We start from the raw sequence: 17,554 nt of genomic DNA on the forward strand, positions 1-17,554 counted from the left end.
CCTGCACCGGCATGGTGCGTTTTTTTTCATCTGTTCGTTTATTACGGCCGCGTAATGCTCTGTGCGCCGCCGTTCCCCCTCGTTTTCATTTCTGGCACACCCCTTGCAATACCTTCTGCGTAAGCTACGGCCATTACCGAATTCTGACTGGAGGGGATCTATGAAGCTGGTTACGGTTGTAATCAAACCATTCAAACTCGAAGACGTGCGTGAAGCGTTGTCTTCAATGGGTATTCAGGGACTGACTGTCACCGAAGTGAAAGGCTTTGGTCGTCAGAAGGGTCATGCCGAGCTTTATCGCGGGGCGGAATACAGCGTTAACTTTCTGCCAAAAGTAAAAATTGATGTCGCGATTGCTGACGATCAGCTTGATGAAGTCATTGATGTCATTAGCAAAGCGGCCTATACCGGCAAAATTGGCGACGGCAAAATTTTCGTTGCCGAACTGCAGCGCGTCATTCGCATTCGTACCGGCGAATCTGACGAAGCGGCTCTGTAAGTAACTCCTGGCACACAGTGATAGGGATCGAGAAAATGAAGATAGCAACACTCAAAACGGGTCTGGGTTCGCTGGCACTGCTGCCGGGCCTGGCGCTGGCTGCTACCCCTGCGGTGGTCGACAAAGCCGATAACGCCTTTATGATGATCAGCACCGCGCTGGTGCTGTTCATGTCCATTCCGGGCATTGCGCTGTTCTACGGCGGCCTGATCCGTGGCAAAAACGTTCTCTCCATGCTGACGCAGGTTGCCGTGACGTTCGCACTGGTCTGCGTGCTGTGGGTGGTTTACGGTTACTCGCTGGCGTTCGGCACGGGCAATGCGTTCTTTGGTAACTTCGACTGGGTGATGCTGAAAAATATTGAGCTGACCGCGCTGATGGGCAGTTTCTATCAGTACATTCACGTTGCGTTCCAGGGCTCCTTCGCCTGTATTACCGTCGGGCTGATTGTGGGCGCGCTCGCCGAGCGTATTCGTTTCTCTGCCGTGCTGATCTTCGTGGTGGTCTGGATGACGCTCTCCTATGTGCCTATTGCGCACATGGTCTGGGGTGGCGGTCTGCTGGCAACGCACGGCGCGCTGGACTTTGCGGGCGGTACCGTTGTACACATCAACGCCGCGGTAGCGGGCCTGGTGGGTGCCTACCTGATTGGCAAACGCGTGGGCTTCGGTAAAGAAGCGTTCAAACCGCACAACCTGCCGATGGTGTTTACCGGTACGGCTATCCTCTACTTTGGCTGGTTTGGCTTCAACGCAGGCTCAGCGAGTGCAGCAAACGAAATTGCCGCGCTGGCCTTCGTGAACACCGTTGTGGCCACGGCGGGTGCAATCCTCTCCTGGGTGTTTGGCGAGTGGGCGGTACGCGGTAAACCTTCTCTGCTGGGTGCCTGTTCGGGGGCCATTGCCGGTCTGGTTGGCATTACGCCAGCGTGTGGTTATGTCGGCGTGGGTGGCGCGCTGCTGGTCGGCCTGGTGTCCGGTCTGGCGGGTCTGTGGGGCGTGACCGCACTGAAACGTGTGCTGCGCGTTGACGACCCGTGCGATGTGTTTGGTGTTCACGGCGTGTGCGGCATCGTGGGTTGTATCATGACCGGTATCTTCGCCGCGAAATCGCTCGGTGGCGTTGGCTACGCAGAAGGCGTGACCATGGTTCATCAGGTGCTGGTGCAGCTGGAAAGTATTGCTCTCACCGTTGTCTGGTCTGCCGTTGTCGCTTTCATTGGCTATAAGCTGGCGGATATGACGGTTGGTCTGCGCGTACCGGAAGAGCAGGAGCGCGAAGGTCTGGACGTCAACAGCCACGGCGAGAATGCGTATAACGCATAATAAACAGCAAAACGGCAACTTCGGTTGCCGTTTTTAATGTGTATTCCCTCTCCCTGTGGGAGAGGGGCAGCACAACATCAACCTCTGTTACGCATTACCCCTTCCTGCACCGTAGAAGCCACCAGCACGCCGTCCTGCGTATAAAACTCCCCGCGCACAAACCCGCGAGCGCTTGACGCTGACGTACTCTCCACGCTGTAGAGCAGCCACTCATTCATGTTGAACGGACGATGGAACCACATGGAGTGATCGATCGTCGCGACCTGCATCCCTTTTTCAAGGAACCCGACGCCGTGCGGCTGCAGCGCCACCGGCAGGAAGTTGAAATCTGACGCATACCCCAGCAGGTACTGATGCACGCGGAAATCTTCCGGCACGGTCCCGTTAGCCCGGATCCAGACCTGGCGCTTCGGTTCGGCGGGGTGGCCTTTCATCGGGTTGTGGAACTCAACCGGGCGGATCTCCAGCGGCTTATCGCAGAGAAACTTCTCTTTGACCTGCGGCGGAAGCAGATGCGCCAGCGCGCGAGCGATATCGGTCTCTGATTTTAGATCGTCTGGCGCGGGTGCTGGCGGCATCACTTTTTGATGCTCGTAGCCGGGTTCCGGCGCCTGGAAAGAGGCGGTCATGTAAAAGATCGGCTTGCCGCTCTGAATGGCCGCAACGCGGCGAGCGCTGAAGCTGTTGCCGTCTCTCAGGACTTCCACGTCATACACAATCGGTTTTGCGCTATCGCCAGGGCGTAAGAAATAGCTGTGGAATGAATGCACCAGACGGTCTGCCGGGACAGTCTCCTTTGCTGCGTACAGTGCCTGTCCGACGACTTGCCCCCCGAAAACCTGACGTAAGCCGAGATCTTCGCTCTGTCCGCGAAAGAGTCCTTCCTCAATTTTTTCCAGATTCAGTAACGTCAGCAGATTGTTCAGTGCCTGACTCATAGTTGTCCTCAATAAACGCCGTAGCGAAAGATAGGCAGAGTATAACGCAGAAATGAAAGTGGTCCGATGGGTAGAATAATCTGAATATCGGCACGTTTTCAGGCATAAATCGGTGATCTGTGCCACACTTGGATACGTTATGTGATTGAAACGACATCGGATGGGATCGATCCCGCTGGTGCATTGATAAGGAGACTTCAATGAAACTCGTGCCCATGCTAAGTGGTGTAGCTATTGCGGTGGCGTTGTCCGCCTGTGCCGATAAGAGTGCCCAGGTGCCGGTACCAGCAGCAGACCCGAACGGGATTAATACCCTTTCACAGCAATCCATTCAGCAGCCTAATGTTTCCGGTACCATCTGGATTAAACAGAAAGTTGCGCTGCCGCCGGATGCGGTATTAACAGTAACGCTGTCTGATGCTTCTCTGGCTGACGCGCCGTCGAAAGTCGTGGCCCAGCGCGCCGTTCGTACTGAAGGCAAGCAGGCGCCGTTTAGCTTCGTATTGCCGTATAACCCGTCGGACGTGCAGCCTAACGCCCGTATCCTGCTGAGCGCAGCGGTAACCATCAACGGCAAGCTGGTCTTTATCACCGATACGGTCCAGGAAGCGATCAACAACGGCGGGACCAAAGTCGACCTGAACCTGGTGCCGGTACAGCAGACCGAAGTGCCGGTCGCACCGCAAACCAATCAGCCGTCCCTGCCAACCCCGCCGACTCAGATGTAATTTCTGCATTTCCCCTCTCCTCCGGGAGAGGGGTCAATATACCCAGCGAAATTTCTGCAAATCGATCTGACCCGACCCTGACACCTGCACACCCTCTGAAAGTAACGCCTGACGCTGACGCTGGAGATCCGGCCCGGTGAGCGAAATGGCGCCATGACGATTCACCACCCGATGCCAGGGCAGCGTACTGCCTTCCGGCAGCCGTTTCAGGACGCCGCCAACCTGTCGCGCCGCGCGCGGGGAACCGGCCAGACGCGCGACATCACCATAGGTGGTGACGTAGCCTTCCGGGATTGAGGCCACGATTTGCCATACGCGCTGTGGAAAGGAGTCGTGTTCGTCCATACCTTTACCTGTGGAGAGTGTCTGGAAAGCTATGGTAAACGAAGATCTTCTTGATTGCTGCGCCTCATTGCGCAAGAAACCAGCATCCGGTTGCTGGTCGCTTGCAATTGGGCTTTAGCACAGGGATAATGCGCCAGCGCGTTGGTTATCAACGCTCTCAATGGGGGCTCTGTTGGTTCTCCCGCAACGCTACTCTGTTCACCAGGTCAGGTCCGGAAGGAAGCAGCCAGGGCAGACGACGTGTGTGCCGGGATGTAGCTGGCAGGGCCCCCACCCATTTCTGCCCTCATAAGATTCTTCAGCTTCACTTCTCCCTAAAATCATTATTCCACAATAAAATTACGCCTATATCGTGTAATATATATTTCATTGTATTGAAATATTATTGTCATAAACCTGTAATAATAGACTGTCATTTTATAATTGGACGGTTATTTACTTCCATAACTCAAAAAAATATATATCTGGATAACATTGTTAACTTCGTGTATTAAATAAAGTACTTGTTCCGAAGGGAAGTGACAAACATGGCTACAGCTGTATTAAACGTTAAGATTGATGACGCGCTAAAAGAAAGGCTTCGCCATTATGCGGAAGTCAATAACGAGAATTTAAGCGTGACGACAGAGAAACTGCTGCTGCTGGCATTCGAAGCAGTAGAAGAGGCGGGAGTATCGGAAGAGGATATTGATAATCAGCATACGGAAGAAGAGAGTGTTTCTCCATTTACTCCTAAAGAAATCAAGGCTCTACGTAAAATTCTGAAGAAGAGAAAATGAAACAACAACTGTCAACCGCCAGTGACTACAACGAGGCCTGCGATCTGTTGCGTTCAGGCTACGTGAAGCATGTACGTCTTGGCTGGAATGTTGGAAGCGATGAGTTCTTTCGAATTGCGTCTGACTGGTGTGATACCGGTGCAAAAATTAAGAAAGACGGTGATAACTTCGTTATTTCACTAAAAGGCTTTCCTATTCCCCCTCAGCATTAAACCCTGACCAGTGAAAACTGCTGACTGCATATGTTACAGTCAGCAGTTTTTATTTTATGATCTGCTTCAAATATTTTAATATTAGATCACGCTGCGTTTTAACGATGGCACGTTTTTATTCAGGGCGAGCCATAACGGTTTGATCCTCAGTAACGCCTGCTCAAGCTCTGTCGATTCCAGCGAGAAGGGCATACGTAAATAGCGGTCAAACGCCCCCGATAAACCAAATCGCGTCCCGGTTCCCAGGTTAATCCCGATTATTTCTGCCCGCGCGGCAAGCTGTGTCGCCAGCATGCCCGGAAGCTCTATCCAGTAAGAGAGCCCGCCTTCCGCCTCGTGGAATTTCCACTCCGGGAAATGTTCGCGCAGCAGGTCACCGCATCGATCGCGCCGTTCCGCCAGCATCTTCCGGCGTGCGGGCAGAAACGTCTCGCTGTTGTTAATGAGCCACTGCATTGCCAGCTGTTCGAGCAGCGGCGAGCCTAAATCCAGGGTATCCCGCGTCTGGGCAAGCGTGGCGATGACGCGCGATGAGGCGCGGATCCAGCCGAGACGCAGCCCGCCCCAGAAGCTTTTTCCGGCAGAGCCTAAGGTGATGACGGTGGCCTGCGGGTTAAAGGCGGCCAGCGGCGGCGGCGGGGGCGCATCAAACCAGAGATCCACCATCGTTTCATCCACCACCAGCACCGTGCGGGTTTGGGCTGCGATATCCGTGATAGCCTGACGGGTGGCGATATCCATACAGCGCCCGGTCGGATTATGAAAATCTGGCATCAGGTAGGCCAGGCGCGGCGCCGTCTGGGCAAGCGTTGCCGCGAAGCCATACGTATCCCAGCCGGTTTCCGGCAGCGACACCCCGACTGGCCGACACTGCGCCCCCTGAATGGCGGCAATCGCCAGCGGATAGGTGGGATGATCGACCACGACGCGGTCCCCCGGCCCGGTCATCATCCGCAGCACCAGCGCTAAGCCGCTGACGGCGCCATTGACCACCATCACTTCGTCTGCGCGGGTGGGAAGACCCCGCGCGGTATAGCGCGCAGCGATGGCCTCCCGCAGCGTCGGCAGCCCAAGCTGATCGTAGCCCGTCAGCGAGAGATGCGGGGTAATGGCCGTGAGCGCATGGGCATAAGCCTGATGGATCTCCGGCCCGGCATTCAGGGCGGCAGTGGAGAGATCCAGGGCGGCGCTCGCCGCGGAAAGGGTCGGAACGGCGCGCGTGTCAGGGAGAATGACCCGTGACCCGCTGCCGTGGCGGCTTTCAAGGTACCCTTCTTCACGCAGGTGGGCGAGGGCGCTGCTGACGGTGGTTCGGCTCACGTCCAGCGCCGTGGCCAGCTCACGCTCGCCCGGCAGCCGGGTATTCAGTGCCAGACGTCCATCAAGGATTAACAGACGCAGCGCGTCGGCCAGCTGTCGCCAGAGCGGGGTGCGGGATGAGGCTTGCTGCCAGTGGCCTAAAAGGCGTACCAGAGACTGGCTTCCGAAGCGACGTGATGACATATGCAGTCCACTATTTGAAAACTGGACATTAATCATAGTGCCATTTTAGGTCAGGATGAAAGCCTGGTTCACTGGAGAAGATAAAAATGGTACGTCGTCTGCTACAACTCTATGTCGGTTTAGGACTGTATGGTCTTTCCACCGCGATGTTTATTCGTTCCGATTTGGGTGTCGATCCCTGGGATGTATTTCACCTTGGGGTGGGGATGCAGCTGGGGATGACTATCGGGACGGTGATCATTTTAGTCGGCGCTGCGGTACTGCTGCTGTGGATCCCGCTGCGCCAGCTGCCGGGCCTTGGCACGATCAGCAACGTGATTTGTATCGGTCTGGCGGCGGACGCCAGCATGGCGCTTATCCCGGAACTGGATTCGCTAGCCGTTCGAATTGCTTTCCTGGTGTCGGGCATCGTGATGAACGCGATTGCGACAAGCATGTACATCGGAGCTGGTTTCGGGCCAGGCCCGCGCGACGGTCTGATGACCGGCATTCACGCCCGGCTGGGGTGGTCCATTCGCAGCGTGCGCACCTCAATTGAAGTCTCCGTCCTGCTGATTGGGTGCGTGCTTGGCGGCACGTTTGGGGTGGGAACCGTACTGTATGCCCTGACCATTGGCCCGCTTATTCAGCTCTGTCTGCCCTGGTTCCGCCAGAAGCCACGCATTGCCGAAATACCCCAGCCGGAGCGGGTTGTTTAATTTTGCGAAGCGCTCACATGTTTTAACGGCGTCGCTGTGCCAGAATAGACGCTTCGAAAATCGCGATGCCAGAAAGCATGAAAGCAATCACTCTCTATGATGTCGCCCTCCTTGCGGGGGTTTCTTATCAGACCGTTTCCCGCGTCATTAACGACGCGGAACATGTGTCTGCCCGCATGCGAGAAAAGGTGCAGCAGGCGATGGCGGAGCTGCACTACGTTCCTAACCTTCGGGCGCAGCAGCTGGCGGGAAAACGCACCCGTACGCTGGGCCTCATCACCACCGACCTGGCCCTGCACGCGCCTTCGCAAATTGTGTCGGCGGTCAAATCGCGTGCGGCGGAACAGGGGGCGAGCGTCCTGATTTCCATGGTGGAGCAACCCCAGCAGTGTCAGGCCGCGCTTCAGACGCTGCTGGCACAGCGGGTGGACGCGCTGCTGGTGAATGTGCCGCTTGACGATCCGCTCGCCGAAGAGCTCGGGGCGCTGGCGTCACCCGTCCCGGTGCTGTTCCTCGATGTGGCGCCCTCAGCGCGGGTAAACAGCCTCGTGTTTAACGCGGAGCAGGGGGCGCGTCTGGGCGTTGAGCATCTGCTTTCACTGGAGCATCGGAATATTGCCCTGTTGAGCGGGCCGGAGAGCTCGGTCTCTGCACGGGCGCGCCTGGCAGGCTGGAAAGCGACGCTGGCGCAGGCGGGTCTTAACGCGGCGGCTGTGGCCTACGGTGACTGGAGCGCGGCCAGCGGTTACGAGAAGGGACATGTGCTGCTGTCGGGTGCGGCATTACCGGACGCGATTCTGGTGGCGAACGATCAGATGGCGCTCGGGGTGATGCGCGCCTGCGCGGAAAAAGGGATTGCGATCCCTGGTCAGCTTTCGGTAGTCGGGTTTGACGATACGGCCGACAGCGCCTGGTTTTCCCCGCCGCTGACGACCATTCGTCAGGCGTTTCGCGAGGCGGGCGAACGCAGCGTGGAGTGGCTGCTGGCGTCTTCCGGGGGCGAAGCGTGCCGGCAGGTTCAGCTGCCGGTGACGCTGGTTACTCGTCATTCCAGCGCGCGGCGCAACCCTAAGCAGGCCGAACGCGAGGATCTGGCGCAGCAGCTCAGAAGTCTGGCACTCCTTGCCGAGCAGATTGCCCGCAAATAAAACTTTGTGATCGGACTCGCTACCCCGCGATTGAACACTTTACCGTTGCCGGGTGCCAGGGCATGTTAACCAAAATTGTGAGCGCTTCGCAAAGAGGTTACTATGTCCACCACTTCACCGCTGACCCTCAGCGCCATTCTGGCCCGTCGGGACTGGGAAAATCCGGGCGTCACCCAGTGGAACCGTCTGGCCGCACACGCGCCGTTGCACAGCTGGCGCAATGAGTCCTCGGCAAGAGAGGACGCCGGATCCGCCAGCAGGAACGTTCTCAACGGGCTATGGCGGTTTAGCTACTTTACCGCGCCGGAGCGGGTTCCTCAGTCATGGGTAACCGAAGATTGCGCGGATGCCGTTGCGATGCCCGTGCCGTCTAACTGGCAGATGCAGGGTTTCGACACGCCGATCTATACCAATGTCACCTATCCTATCCCCGTTAACCCGCCTTTCGTGCCGCAGGAAAACCCGACCGGTTGTTACTCGCTCACATTTGAGGTGGATGACGCCTGGCTTCAGAGCGGCCAGACCCGCATCATCTTCGACGGCGTGAACTCGGCGTTCCATCTCTGGTGCAACGGTCAGTGGATGGGCTATTCCCAGGACAGCCGGTTGCCCGCCGAATTTGACCTCTCAGGGGCATTACGCCCCGGGCAGAACCGCCTTGCGGTCATGGTATTGCGCTGGTGCGACGGCAGCTATCTGGAAGATCAGGACATGTGGCGCATGAGCGGCATCTTCCGCGATGTGACCTTGCTGCATAAACCCGAGACGCAGATTGCCGATTATCACGTCGTGACGGATCTGAATGCGGAGCTGGACCGCGCGTTGCTGAAGGTGGATGTCACGCTGGCAGGCGCTGGCTTTGCGGACTGCGAGGTGGCCTTTACCCTGTGGCGCAATGGGGAAAAATGCGCCAGCGTCTCCCGGCGTCCAGGGTCTGCCATCGTCGACGAGCGCGGCAGCTGGGCAGAGCGCTTAACGGCGGCGATCCCCGTTGACCAGCCCGCGCTCTGGAGCGCTGAAAAGCCAGAGCTGTATCGCCTGACGATTGCGCTTCTTAACCCGCAGGGTGAAGTGCTGGAGGTTGAGGCGTGCGACGTTGGCTTCCGCCGCGTTGACATCAGCAATGGGCTGCTGAAGCTTAACGGTAAACCGCTGCTGATCCGCGGGGTTAACCGGCACGAGCATCACCCGGAAAACGGTCAGGTGATGGACGAAGCGACCATGCGCCGCGATATCGAAATCATGAAGCAGCACAACTTCAACGCCGTGCGCTGCTCGCACTACCCGAACCATCCGCTGTGGTACCGGCTTTGCGACCGATACGGGCTGTACGTCGTTGACGAAGCCAATATCGAAACGCACGGCATGGTGCCGATGAGCCGCCTTGCTGACGATCCGCGCTGGCTGCCCGCGATGAGCGAGCGGGTGACCCGCATGGTGCAGCGCGATCGTAATCATCCCTCGGTTATCATCTGGTCGCTGGGCAATGAGTCGGGCCACGGCGCGAATCACGATGCGCTGTACCGCTGGCTGAAAACCACCGATCCTACGCGTCCGGTGCAGTATGAAGGCGGCGGCGCGAACACGGCGGCGACCGATATTGTCTGTCCGATGTACGCCCGGGTCGATCGGGATCAGCCCTTCCCGGCAGTGCCTAAATGGTCAATCAAGAAATGGATCGGCATGCCGGACGAAACGCGTCCGCTGATCCTCTGCGAATACGCTCACGCGATGGGAAATAGCTTCGGCGGGTTTGCGAAATACTGGGAAGCGTTTCGCAGCCATCCTCGCCTGCAGGGCGGGTTTGTCTGGGACTGGGTCGATCAGGCCCTGACGAAACGGGACGACGATGGCAATACGTTCTGGGCCTACGGCGGAGATTTTGGCGATAAGCCGAACGATCGGCAGTTCTGTCTTAACGGGCTGGTATTCCCCGATCGCACGCCGCACCCGGCGCTGTACGAGGCGCAGCGCGCCCAGCAGTTCTTTACCTTTACGCGGGTCAGCACCTCTCCGCTGGTGATTGAGGTGCAAAGCGGCTACCTGTTCCGCCACACCGATAACGAAGTGCTGAACTGGACGGTTGCCCGGGACGGGGAAGTGCTGGCCGCGGGCGAGGTGACGCTGGCGATGGCGCCTGAAGGCACCCAGCGTCTGGAGATCGACCTGCCGGCGCTGCAAGCCGGGCCGGGTGAGGTCTGGCTGAACGTTGAAGTGCGCCAGCCGCGGGCAACGCCGTGGTCTCCGGCTGACCATCGCTGCGCGTGGGAGCAGTGGCCGCTTCCGGCTCCCCTCTTTATTTCTCCGCCAGCCCCGGCGGGCGAGCCGCCGGTGTTAACGCAAAGCGATCGCATCCTGGAGATCGTCCATCGTCAACAGCGCTGGCAGTTCGATCGCGCATCCGGAAACCTGACCCAATGGTGGCGAAATGGAGTTGAAACGCTCCTTTCACCTCTGACGGATAACGTCAGCCGCGCGCCGCTGGATAACGACATTGGCGTGAGTGAAGCGACGCAGATCGATCCGAACGCCTGGGTTGAACGCTGGAAAGCGGCGGGCATGTACGATCTCACCTCGCGCGTGCTGCACTGTGAGGCTGAGCAGCACGCAGGCGAGGTGGTGGTCACAACCCAGCACGTGCTTGAGTATCGCGGCAAAGCCCTGTTCATGAGCCGTAAAGTATGGCGGGTGGGCGATAGGGGCGTTCTGCATGGTGACATTCAGATTGATGTTGCGTCTGATATCCCTGAACCCGCGCGCGTTGGCCTGAGCGTTCATCTTGCCGAAACGCAGGAAAACGTTCACTGGCTGGGTCTGGGGCCGCATGAAAACTACCCGGACAGAAAGCTGGCGGCGCAGCAGGGGCGCTGGACGTTACCTCTCGAGGCCATGCACACGCCGTATATCTTCCCGACGGAAAATGGTTTGCGCTGCGATACCCGGGAACTTTTGGTGGGAACGCATCAGCTGAACGGCCATTTCCACTTCTCGGTGAGCCGCTATAGCCAGCAGCAGCTGCGAGAGACCACCCATCATCACCTGCTGCGGGAAGAGCCGGGATGCTGGCTCAACCTCGATGCGTTCCATATGGGCGTGGGCGGCGACGACTCCTGGAGCCCCAGCGTCTCGCCGGAATTCATTCTGCAAAAACGTCAGCTTCGCTATACCTTCAGCTGGCAGCAGAACCCTTAACTGACCAGAAGATGCGGTCACCGGGCGTGGCCGCATGCCTACCCCAGAATGCCGTTCAGGCCATGCAGGCTCATATAAATTCCTACTACGGTAATCAGCGCTGCGGAGAACCACGGCGCTTTACGGGAGAATTCGCTAAACCCGGGCCAGCGTTTTGTCGCATGCCTGAGGCTTAAGGCGGCAATCGCGCCGGAAGCGACCAGCGTTAACGCCAGACCGATGCTGAAGCTAAATACCAGCGTCGCGCCGAGGGCAAAATGCTTTAGCTGCAGGCAGATCAGCAGAACGGTGATGGACGCCGGGCAGGGGATAAGCCCGCCGGTCAGGCCAAACATCACGATCTGTCCGGTGGTGACATTTTGACCGCTGAAGCGGCGGTTAATATCCTGCGCGTGCGCGCGCTGGTGGGCATCCTGCCACTCTTCTTCAATCAGCGTGTGCTCGTGGTGATGATGATCATGATGGTGGTCATGGTCATGGTCATGGTCATGGTCATGGTCATGATGGTGATCATGGTCGTGATGATGATCGTGCGGCTGGCTCTCTTTCCAGGTTCGCCACGCCATCCACAGGGCGATCGCAACGATCAACACCCCGGAGATCAGCTGGAACCAGGGTTCGGACGTATGCGCATCCCAGCCCCGACCAAACCACAGTCCCGCCATCGCAACCAGCCAGACCACCGCCGTATGGGAGAGCGTGGCCGCCAGGCCGAGCAGTACCGCCTGTTTCAGCGTGCCGCGGATGGCCACAATAAAGGCGGCCATCATTGTTTTTGAGTGGCCCGGCTCCAGGCCATGCAGCGCACCGAGCAGGATAGCGCTGGGAACAAACAGCCAGGCATTGCCCTGCTGAAGGAGTGAAGCAAAATCGGTCATGGGAAATTCCGGAGTGGAAAGCGTGCGAAGATACTACTCCCCCCCAGTAGTTTAATACTACCCCCCAGTAGAAAAATACTCAGGGGGAGTAGAGCGTGATATGCTTTAAAAGCTAAAAACAAAGGATACAGAGATGTCACATACCGTTCGCGACAAGAAAATGTTACTGACTCGCCTGAAGAAAATTCAGGGGCAGAGTAATGCTCTGGAAAAAATGCTCAACAGCGATCACGAATGCGCCGAGGTGTTACAGCAGCTGGCGGCGATCCGCGGGGCGGTCAATGGCATGATGATGCAGGTGATCGAAGGGCATTTAACCGACCATGTGGTGAAAGAGCCTGAAGAAGCGCAGCGTGAAGCCGATCTTGGCGTGGTATTGCGGGTGATGAAATCCTATCTCAAGTAGCGTGCGTGCCGAGGTTATTTTCTGCCCAAAGAATAAATTCCGTCTTTGGCAGCGCTTTACTGTAAAACCACCCCTGCCCATACTGCACGCCGTGGCGGTGCAGCCAGGCGAGTTGCCCTGCGGTTTCGACGCCCTCCGCTACCATCGCCAGCTTCAGCGACTTCGCTATTTCAATGATGTGCGGCGTCACGTTTTTATACTCCAGTGCATCCACGAACGACTTATCGATTTTTAGCGTGTCGACGTCCAGATCTTGCAGATAGCTCAGGCTGGAATAGCCCGTGCCAAAATCATCAATATAGACAGGGTGGCCCGAACGACGGAATGCGGCGATAGCCGGTGCGCTAATTTTGGGATCGGCAAAGCCCCGCTCGGTGAGCTCAAGGGCGATTTGTCGGGGATGGATTTGCCACTTATTCAGGAGCTGACTCAGCAGAGGCGGCAGGATGCCGGAGGTTAAATCGGCAGGGGCGAGGTTGATGGAGATATGCTGATCCGGATAGCGTTGCAGCCAGTGGCCCATATCTTCAAACACCTTTTCGATGACGAGCTGAGTCAGCTGCGAGATGAGCCCCGTTTGCTCGGCAAGGGGGACAAAAATATCAGGCGAGAGGCAGCTTCCGTCTGGCTGCGGCCAGCGCGTCAGCGCCTCAGCGCCCACAATTTTTCCGCTACAGAGCGCCACGATGGGCTGATAGTGGACCACAAAATCCCGGCTGTTAATGGCGTCAAGCAGGCGATTGCGCGGCGACTGGATACGCCGCAGGATCCGCAGGACAAACAGTGCGGCGAGCAGGCTTATCAACATGCCGAACGGTAACCAGAAAAGAAGCTGCCGGTGCCAGGTTTCAGCGAGCGGTTTGAGCGTTGCCCATGCGACGACGGTAAATCCAAGCTCAGGTACAGACTTCATGACGTACATTGAACCGTTGTACTGCACGCTTTTCACACCCCGCTCCTGAACCATGTCGCGGATGTGAGAGTCGAGCTTGCTGCTGCTGGCAAATATGCGGTGCGTTGCGCTTCCTACAAGGGCGGCATCAATCGCTATCTCGCCGAAAGGGATCACGTCCACCAGCGAGGCAGGATCGATCATGACAAGGTAGTGGCCTTTTCCCAGCACCGTCATGTAGCGGTTAAACCCAAGATCGTTTTGCGTGGTCAGCCACGCGCTGTAACCATCTTCGGTAATGCGCATCGGAGGAGGGAAAGGGGCCGAATGACTGGTTTGCTCCAGGGAGGAGCAGAGCGGTCGAAGGTTGTCGATATAAATCACTTCCTGGACATATCGCCACGAGAAAGCGACCCGGCGCATTTCCCTCAATTGCAAGGGGCTACACGGCACTCCCTCAAAGGCCTGCAGGTGATCGAGCGCTTCTTTTGCCTGATCCACAACCCTGTCGGTGCGTACCAGCACGCGGGAGGCATAGTTATCCAGCGCATCGGCAAATTTATCTTCCGCCTGGCGGTGGGCCAGCCAGATGCTCAGGCAAATGGGGACCAGCACAGAAAAGATAAGTACGCCAGTCACCAGACTGACCAGATGTCGGGTTTTCATGCTGTCGTGTCCTTCCTCGTATACCCGTTCCTGGGCATTGAGTTCCCTGCCTGAAGAGAAAGATTTTACCGCGAAATGATATAGTTATAGCACGTGGTTGGCATGGTTTTCATTTTATCTCAGGCGACCAGAAAATATCGTCAGAAGAGAGGGGTTGTTTTTTCAACCTCGCCTGGATATTATTTTGTTATGTTATAACAAAACATAAAGGATTTACGATGAAACCCGATATCCACCCAGCCTATCGTACCGTGGTATTCCACGACACCAGCGCTAATGAATACTTTAAAGTCGGCTCAACCATTAAAACCGACCGCGAAATTGAACTCGACGGTGAGACATATCCTTACATCACCATCGAGGTTTCTTCAAAATCGCACCCGTTTTATACCGGTAAGCAAAAAACGTTCTCTACGGACGGCAGCGCAGCACGCTTCCGCAAGCGTTTTGGCGGTTTTCTCAATGCGAAGCGGGGCTAACCATGCAGGTACTTAACTCATTACGCAGTGCAAAGCAGCGCCACCCGGATTGCCAGATAGTCAAACGCAAGGGACGCTTATACGTGATTTGCAAATCTAATCCGCGCTTTAAGGCGGTTCAGGGACGTAAAAAAAGACGCTAAACGCGCGTTTCTCGCCAGCTTTCCAGGGATCTTTTCTGTTTGCCATCGGCAGTAAAATTGTCGGTGGCAAGCCAGCTTTCAAAGGCGTTAGCCAGCGCCGGCCACTCTTTATCGAGAATCGAAAACCAGTCGGTATCCCGGTTACGGCCTTTTATGACCAGCGCCTGACGAAAGCGCCCCTCAAACTGAAAGCCCAGACGCAGCGCCGCTTTGCGGGAAGGCTCGTTCAGGCTATTGCACTTCCATTCATAACGCCGGTACCCCAGGGTATCGAACACGTACCGCATCAGCAGATACTGCGCTTCTGTCGACCCTGGCGTGCGGCTTAACAGAGGAGAGAAGTGAACGTGCCCCACTTCCACGACGCCGTTTTTAGGATCGATCCGCATCAGGGACAGCGTCCCGACGGGGGACTGGGTCCGGTTATCCATAACGGTAAAGTGGATGGGATCGGATAACTCACTTACGCTCGCCACCCATTCGGCAAACTCCTCTGCGGTGGCATCGGGTTCACGCAGCAGCCACGTCCAGCTGCGGGTATCTTCGGCCAGGGAATAGGCGGAGAACAACGCGTGGGCATGCTCCACGCGCAGCGGCTCAAGCCGACAATAGTGGCCCTGAAGAACCACCCGGGACGGGTGCTGACGAGGCTGCCAGTCGATAAGGGCTTCGCCTACTGGCTGTCCAAACGCATTGAATGTATTCATCTTTATTTCCATGACGTTGAAAAGATCTACAGATTAGTGAATTGCTGGTTCCTTAAAAAGAACCACCAGGCTATGTTTTTCTGGTACCACAAGGAGGGAAGATGAATATACCAGGTGATGAGCTTTACGCTTTGCTCCATGCTGCGCTGAAAAAGCGTGGGCAAGAGACGCTCCAGCGCGCGCTCTATCTCGCTTTGCGGGAGGCCATTCTGGGCGGAAGGCTTCGGTCCGGCAGCCAGCTGCCCGGTTCGCGAACGCTGGCGCAGCAGATCTCGGTTTCCCGAAACACCGTCAATGCGGCGCTGGACCAGCTCACGCTCGAAGGCTATTTACTGCGTAACCGTCAGGGTACGCGGGTGGGGCAATTCGCTCATCGTACGATTGCCCGGGCATTGCCGGATCCTGACGTCAGGCTGACAAAACGGGTCGCCCTGCTGCCCGCGCCTGTGCAGCGCGACACCCCGGTGATGGCGTTTACGCCGGGAACGCCTGCCATTAACTATTTCCCCTTGCCGCTGTGGCGGCGATTGTACGATCGCGTCCTGCGCGAGGAGGGGAGTGCCCTGTTAGGCTATGGCGACCCGGCCGGCGAGCCGTCGCTGCGGGCCGCGATTGCACGGCATCTCGCCCTGTCCCGCGGTATCGACTGCGACGCCAGCCAGATAGTGATAACCGAAGGAGCGCTTGAGGGCGTCAATCTCTGCACGATGCTGTTAAGCGAGCCTGGCGATGTCGTCTGGGTAGAAAACCCCGGCTATAGCGGGGCAAAGAGTGCGTTTGTTAAAACCGGCCTGGCAATGACGGGAATACCGGTAGATGGCGAGGGAATGTGCTGGGAAGGTCTGGATGCGCCCGCTCCTTCACTGATTTTTACCTCACCTTCGCATCAGTTCCCTTACGGGAGCGTGCTCAGCGCGCGGCGGCGGCTGGCGCTGCTGGAGCTGGCCCGGCAGCACAAAGCGTGGATCATTGAAGACGATTACGACAGCGAGTTCCGCTATGCCGGTGAGCCCGTACCGGCGATGCTGGGAATGGTCAACAACGCCCCTGTTGTGTATCTGGGGACGTTCAGTAAAACGCTGTTTCCATCGCTCAGAATGGGGTTCATGGTGTTACCGCCAGCGCTGGCGAAAGCGGCTCGCCCGGCCATCGGCTCGCTGTTGCGCGGAGGGCATCGTGCGGAGCAGCGTACCCTGGCGCTGTTTATTGAAGAAGGTCACTATGCCCGTCATCTTGCCGCCATGCGTCGGCTCTACCGTAAGCGCTACCGCCAGCTGCGGGAGGTGCTGGGCGCAGAGCTTCATTCTCCGCACCGCATTCTGGCAGGCGAAGGGGGAATGCATCTGGCGCTGGCGATAGACGGTATTGACGACCAGAGGCTGGTGGAGCAGGCGAGGGCGTTTCAGCTGGCACCCGCTGCACTGAGCGGATACTACCTGGAGGCGAAGCAGGGGCAAACCGGTCTGGTTTTAGGTTACGGCAATACCTCTGCTTCTCAGTTTGCGCCGGGGATCCGACGTCTGCAGACGTTAATTACGCAGCAGCAGGGCGGGAAAGGGTAAAGACATCATAGAAAGAGAGCTGACCTTTGGTGGAGACCATTTTCTGCAGCTTCTCTTTTTGCCCGGCTTCAACCGCCGGAGAGTGCATGATGTTTTCGATCAGCTCCTCTGGCACGTAACGCGTGTTGTACCATTCACCGTTGTAGCAGACCCGAAAATCGAGCACGTCGATATCTTCGTAACGGTAGCGCGGATTCACGTCGAAAAAGAAAAAGGCGTTAAAGACGACAAACAGTACAACCAGCAGCCAGACGGAGTCCACCAGCGTTTCGGATGTCAGCATCACAACAAGCGTCGCCAGCCAGGCGGCATACATGGCGACAAACAGTCCAGGATGTTTGCGAATAAAGCTAATGCTAAAGCGCGGGCGATTGTCGCGCTTTTCGCGGAGGTTGAGATCGTCGATGGTGGCGGTAAGCAGGCGCTGTATCTCGGTCATTATTTGCCTTCGTGA

The 17,554-nt window shown here is 57.2% G+C and carries 19 protein-coding genes and 1 other RNA gene; 13 read left to right on the forward strand and 7 right to left on the reverse strand.

Features of this window, described 5'->3' with window-relative positions:
* Positions 1–160: 160 nt before the first annotated feature.
* Both glnK and amtB read left to right on the forward strand, forming a co-directional pair.
* Entirely contained in the window at positions 161–499 is a 339-nt protein-coding gene (gene glnK, locus DFO52_RS17975; protein ID WP_008503304.1) for a P-II family nitrogen regulator, read from the forward strand.
* A gap of 35 nt (positions 500–534) precedes the next feature.
* Positions 535–1,824, forward strand: a complete 1,290-nt coding sequence (gene amtB, locus DFO52_RS17980; RefSeq protein WP_133550889.1) for an ammonium transporter AmtB — start codon at positions 535–537, stop codon at positions 1,822–1,824.
* 77 nt (positions 1,825–1,901) lie between these two features.
* Here amtB and tesB read toward each other — a convergent pair whose 3' ends face one another.
* Complete coding sequence (tesB, locus tag DFO52_RS17985; protein ID WP_029741633.1) at positions 1,902–2,762, reverse strand: acyl-CoA thioesterase II; 861 nt, start codon at positions 2,760–2,762, stop codon at positions 1,902–1,904.
* Between the two features lie 200 nt (positions 2,763–2,962).
* On the opposite strand from tesB, the gene DFO52_RS17990 reads away from it, so the two are divergent.
* Positions 2,963–3,490 carry a YbaY family lipoprotein gene (locus DFO52_RS17990; RefSeq protein WP_133550890.1) on the forward strand — a complete coding sequence of 176 codons (528 nt, stop codon included), beginning with the start codon at positions 2,963–2,965 and terminating at the stop codon, positions 3,488–3,490.
* Positions 3,491–3,523: 33 nt separating this feature from the next.
* Here the strand turns inward: DFO52_RS17990 and DFO52_RS17995 are convergent, their stop codons facing one another.
* Positions 3,524–3,835 carry an MGMT family protein gene (locus DFO52_RS17995; protein WP_029741631.1) on the reverse strand — a complete coding sequence of 104 codons (312 nt, stop codon included), beginning with the start codon at positions 3,833–3,835 and terminating at the stop codon, positions 3,524–3,526.
* A 170-nt stretch (positions 3,836–4,005) separates the two neighbouring features.
* On the opposite strand from DFO52_RS17995, the gene ffs reads away from it, so the two are divergent.
* The 3 genes from ffs to DFO52_RS18010 all read left to right on the forward strand — a co-directional run bounded on the left by ffs (position 4,006) and on the right by DFO52_RS18010 (position 4,826).
* Positions 4,006–4,102: signal recognition particle sRNA small type (gene ffs, locus DFO52_RS18000), an RNA gene on the forward strand.
* 260 nt (positions 4,103–4,362) lie between these two features.
* Positions 4,363–4,614 (forward strand): hypothetical protein, encoded by a 252-nt coding sequence (locus DFO52_RS18005; protein WP_029741630.1) that lies wholly within the window; start codon positions 4,363–4,365, stop codon positions 4,612–4,614.
* Entirely contained in the window at positions 4,611–4,826 is a 216-nt protein-coding gene (locus tag DFO52_RS18010; protein ID WP_023310588.1) for a hypothetical protein, read from the forward strand. Before DFO52_RS18005 ends, DFO52_RS18010 begins: the two co-directional genes overlap by 4 nt.
* An 81-nt stretch (positions 4,827–4,907) precedes the next feature.
* Here DFO52_RS18010 and DFO52_RS18015 read toward each other — a convergent pair whose 3' ends face one another.
* Positions 4,908–6,329 carry a PLP-dependent aminotransferase family protein gene (locus DFO52_RS18015; RefSeq protein WP_133550891.1) on the reverse strand — a complete coding sequence of 474 codons (1,422 nt, stop codon included), beginning with the start codon at positions 6,327–6,329 and terminating at the stop codon, positions 4,908–4,910.
* A gap of 86 nt (positions 6,330–6,415) precedes the next feature.
* Between DFO52_RS18015 and DFO52_RS18020 the strand changes: the two genes are divergently transcribed.
* The 3 genes from DFO52_RS18020 (at position 6,416) to DFO52_RS18030 (ending at position 11,367) form a co-directional block, all read left to right on the forward strand.
* The gene (locus tag DFO52_RS18020) at positions 6,416–7,027 is read left to right on the forward strand and encodes a hypothetical protein (protein ID WP_133550892.1); all 612 of its coding nucleotides are present in this window, start codon (positions 6,416–6,418) and stop codon (positions 7,025–7,027) included.
* Positions 7,028–7,104: 77 nt separating this feature from the next.
* A complete protein-coding gene (locus DFO52_RS18025) occupies positions 7,105–8,175 on the forward strand; it encodes a LacI family DNA-binding transcriptional regulator (protein ID WP_133550893.1) in 1,071 nt (356 codons plus the stop codon).
* Between the two features lie 102 nt (positions 8,176–8,277).
* Positions 8,278–11,367 carry a beta-galactosidase gene (locus DFO52_RS18030; RefSeq protein WP_133550894.1) on the forward strand — a complete coding sequence of 1,030 codons (3,090 nt, stop codon included), beginning with the start codon at positions 8,278–8,280 and terminating at the stop codon, positions 11,365–11,367.
* Between the two features lie 38 nt (positions 11,368–11,405).
* Here the strand turns inward: DFO52_RS18030 and DFO52_RS18035 are convergent, their stop codons facing one another.
* Complete coding sequence (locus DFO52_RS18035) at positions 11,406–12,245, reverse strand: nickel/cobalt efflux protein RcnA (RefSeq protein ID WP_133550895.1); 840 nt, start codon at positions 12,243–12,245, stop codon at positions 11,406–11,408.
* 133 nt (positions 12,246–12,378) lie between these two features.
* On the opposite strand from DFO52_RS18035, the gene DFO52_RS18040 reads away from it, so the two are divergent.
* Positions 12,379–12,651: a metal-sensing transcriptional repressor gene (locus tag DFO52_RS18040; protein ID WP_063144750.1), complete on the forward strand. Its 273-nt coding sequence runs from the start codon at positions 12,379–12,381 to the stop codon at positions 12,649–12,651.
* On the opposite strand, the gene DFO52_RS18045 is transcribed toward DFO52_RS18040, so the two are convergent.
* Complete coding sequence (locus DFO52_RS18045) at positions 12,644–14,209, reverse strand: EAL domain-containing protein (RefSeq protein ID WP_133550896.1); 1,566 nt, start codon at positions 14,207–14,209, stop codon at positions 12,644–12,646. The genes DFO52_RS18040 and DFO52_RS18045 overlap by 8 nt on opposite strands.
* A 218-nt stretch (positions 14,210–14,427) precedes the next feature.
* On the opposite strand from DFO52_RS18045, the gene DFO52_RS18050 reads away from it, so the two are divergent.
* Together DFO52_RS18050 and ykgO are read left to right on the forward strand one after the other, a co-directional pair.
* Positions 14,428–14,688 (forward strand): type B 50S ribosomal protein L31, encoded by a 261-nt coding sequence (locus DFO52_RS18050; protein WP_010428154.1) that lies wholly within the window; start codon positions 14,428–14,430, stop codon positions 14,686–14,688.
* 2 nt (positions 14,689–14,690) lie between these two features.
* A complete protein-coding gene (gene ykgO / locus DFO52_RS18055; protein WP_003859006.1) occupies positions 14,691–14,831 on the forward strand; it encodes a type B 50S ribosomal protein L36 in 141 nt (46 codons plus the stop codon).
* On the opposite strand, the gene DFO52_RS18060 is transcribed toward ykgO, so the two are convergent.
* The gene (locus DFO52_RS18060) at positions 14,828–15,538 is read right to left on the reverse strand and encodes a GNAT family protein (RefSeq protein WP_023310596.1); all 711 of its coding nucleotides are present in this window, start codon (positions 15,536–15,538) and stop codon (positions 14,828–14,830) included. The two genes, ykgO and DFO52_RS18060, sit on opposite strands and share 4 nt — an antisense overlap.
* 101 nt (positions 15,539–15,639) lie before the next feature.
* Here DFO52_RS18060 and DFO52_RS18065 point away from each other — a divergent pair, with 101 nt between their 5' ends.
* On the forward strand, positions 15,640–17,100 hold the full coding sequence (locus DFO52_RS18065; protein ID WP_133550897.1) for a PLP-dependent aminotransferase family protein: 1,461 nt from the start codon (positions 15,640–15,642) through the stop codon (positions 17,098–17,100).
* On the opposite strand, the gene DFO52_RS18070 is transcribed toward DFO52_RS18065, so the two are convergent.
* Entirely contained in the window at positions 17,072–17,539 is a 468-nt protein-coding gene (locus tag DFO52_RS18070) for a YlaC family protein (RefSeq protein WP_029741965.1), read from the reverse strand. The genes DFO52_RS18065 and DFO52_RS18070 overlap by 29 nt on opposite strands.
* Between the last annotated feature and the right edge of the window lie 15 nt (positions 17,540–17,554).

Source organism: Enterobacter sp. AG326 (genome assembly GCF_004362415.1).
GTDB classification, from domain to species: Bacteria; Pseudomonadota; Gammaproteobacteria; order Enterobacterales; family Enterobacteriaceae; genus Enterobacter; species Enterobacter asburiae.

Bases quoted from the DNA above. Each gene is read 5' to 3' on its own strand.
- glnK (WP_008503304.1), top strand. From the start codon at position 161: ATGAAGCTGGTTACGGTTGTAATCAAACCATTCAAACTCGAAGACGTG.
- amtB (WP_133550889.1), top strand. From the start codon at position 535: ATGAAGATAGCAACACTCAAAACGGGTCTGGGTTCGCTGGCACTGCTG.
- tesB (WP_029741633.1), bottom strand. From the start codon at position 2,762: ATGAGTCAGGCACTGAACAATCTGCTGACGTTACTGAATCTGGAAAAA.
- DFO52_RS17990 (WP_133550890.1), top strand. From the start codon at position 2,963: ATGAAACTCGTGCCCATGCTAAGTGGTGTAGCTATTGCGGTGGCGTTG.
- DFO52_RS17995 (WP_029741631.1), bottom strand. From the start codon at position 3,835: ATGGACGAACACGACTCCTTTCCACAGCGCGTATGGCAAATCGTGGCC.
- DFO52_RS18005 (WP_029741630.1), top strand. From the start codon at position 4,363: ATGGCTACAGCTGTATTAAACGTTAAGATTGATGACGCGCTAAAAGAA.
- DFO52_RS18010 (WP_023310588.1), top strand. From the start codon at position 4,611: ATGAAACAACAACTGTCAACCGCCAGTGACTACAACGAGGCCTGCGAT.
- DFO52_RS18015 (WP_133550891.1), bottom strand. From the start codon at position 6,329: ATGTCATCACGTCGCTTCGGAAGCCAGTCTCTGGTACGCCTTTTAGGC.
- DFO52_RS18020 (WP_133550892.1), top strand. From the start codon at position 6,416: ATGGTACGTCGTCTGCTACAACTCTATGTCGGTTTAGGACTGTATGGT.
- DFO52_RS18025 (WP_133550893.1), top strand. From the start codon at position 7,105: ATGAAAGCAATCACTCTCTATGATGTCGCCCTCCTTGCGGGGGTTTCT.
- DFO52_RS18030 (WP_133550894.1), top strand. From the start codon at position 8,278: ATGTCCACCACTTCACCGCTGACCCTCAGCGCCATTCTGGCCCGTCGG.
- DFO52_RS18035 (WP_133550895.1), bottom strand. From the start codon at position 12,245: ATGACCGATTTTGCTTCACTCCTTCAGCAGGGCAATGCCTGGCTGTTT.
- DFO52_RS18040 (WP_063144750.1), top strand. From the start codon at position 12,379: ATGTCACATACCGTTCGCGACAAGAAAATGTTACTGACTCGCCTGAAG.
- DFO52_RS18045 (WP_133550896.1), bottom strand. From the start codon at position 14,209: ATGAAAACCCGACATCTGGTCAGTCTGGTGACTGGCGTACTTATCTTT.
- DFO52_RS18050 (WP_010428154.1), top strand. From the start codon at position 14,428: ATGAAACCCGATATCCACCCAGCCTATCGTACCGTGGTATTCCACGAC.
- ykgO (WP_003859006.1), top strand. From the start codon at position 14,691: ATGCAGGTACTTAACTCATTACGCAGTGCAAAGCAGCGCCACCCGGAT.
- DFO52_RS18060 (WP_023310596.1), bottom strand. From the start codon at position 15,538: ATGAATACATTCAATGCGTTTGGACAGCCAGTAGGCGAAGCCCTTATC.
- DFO52_RS18065 (WP_133550897.1), top strand. From the start codon at position 15,640: ATGAATATACCAGGTGATGAGCTTTACGCTTTGCTCCATGCTGCGCTG.
- DFO52_RS18070 (WP_029741965.1), bottom strand. From the start codon at position 17,539: ATGACCGAGATACAGCGCCTGCTTACCGCCACCATCGACGATCTCAAC.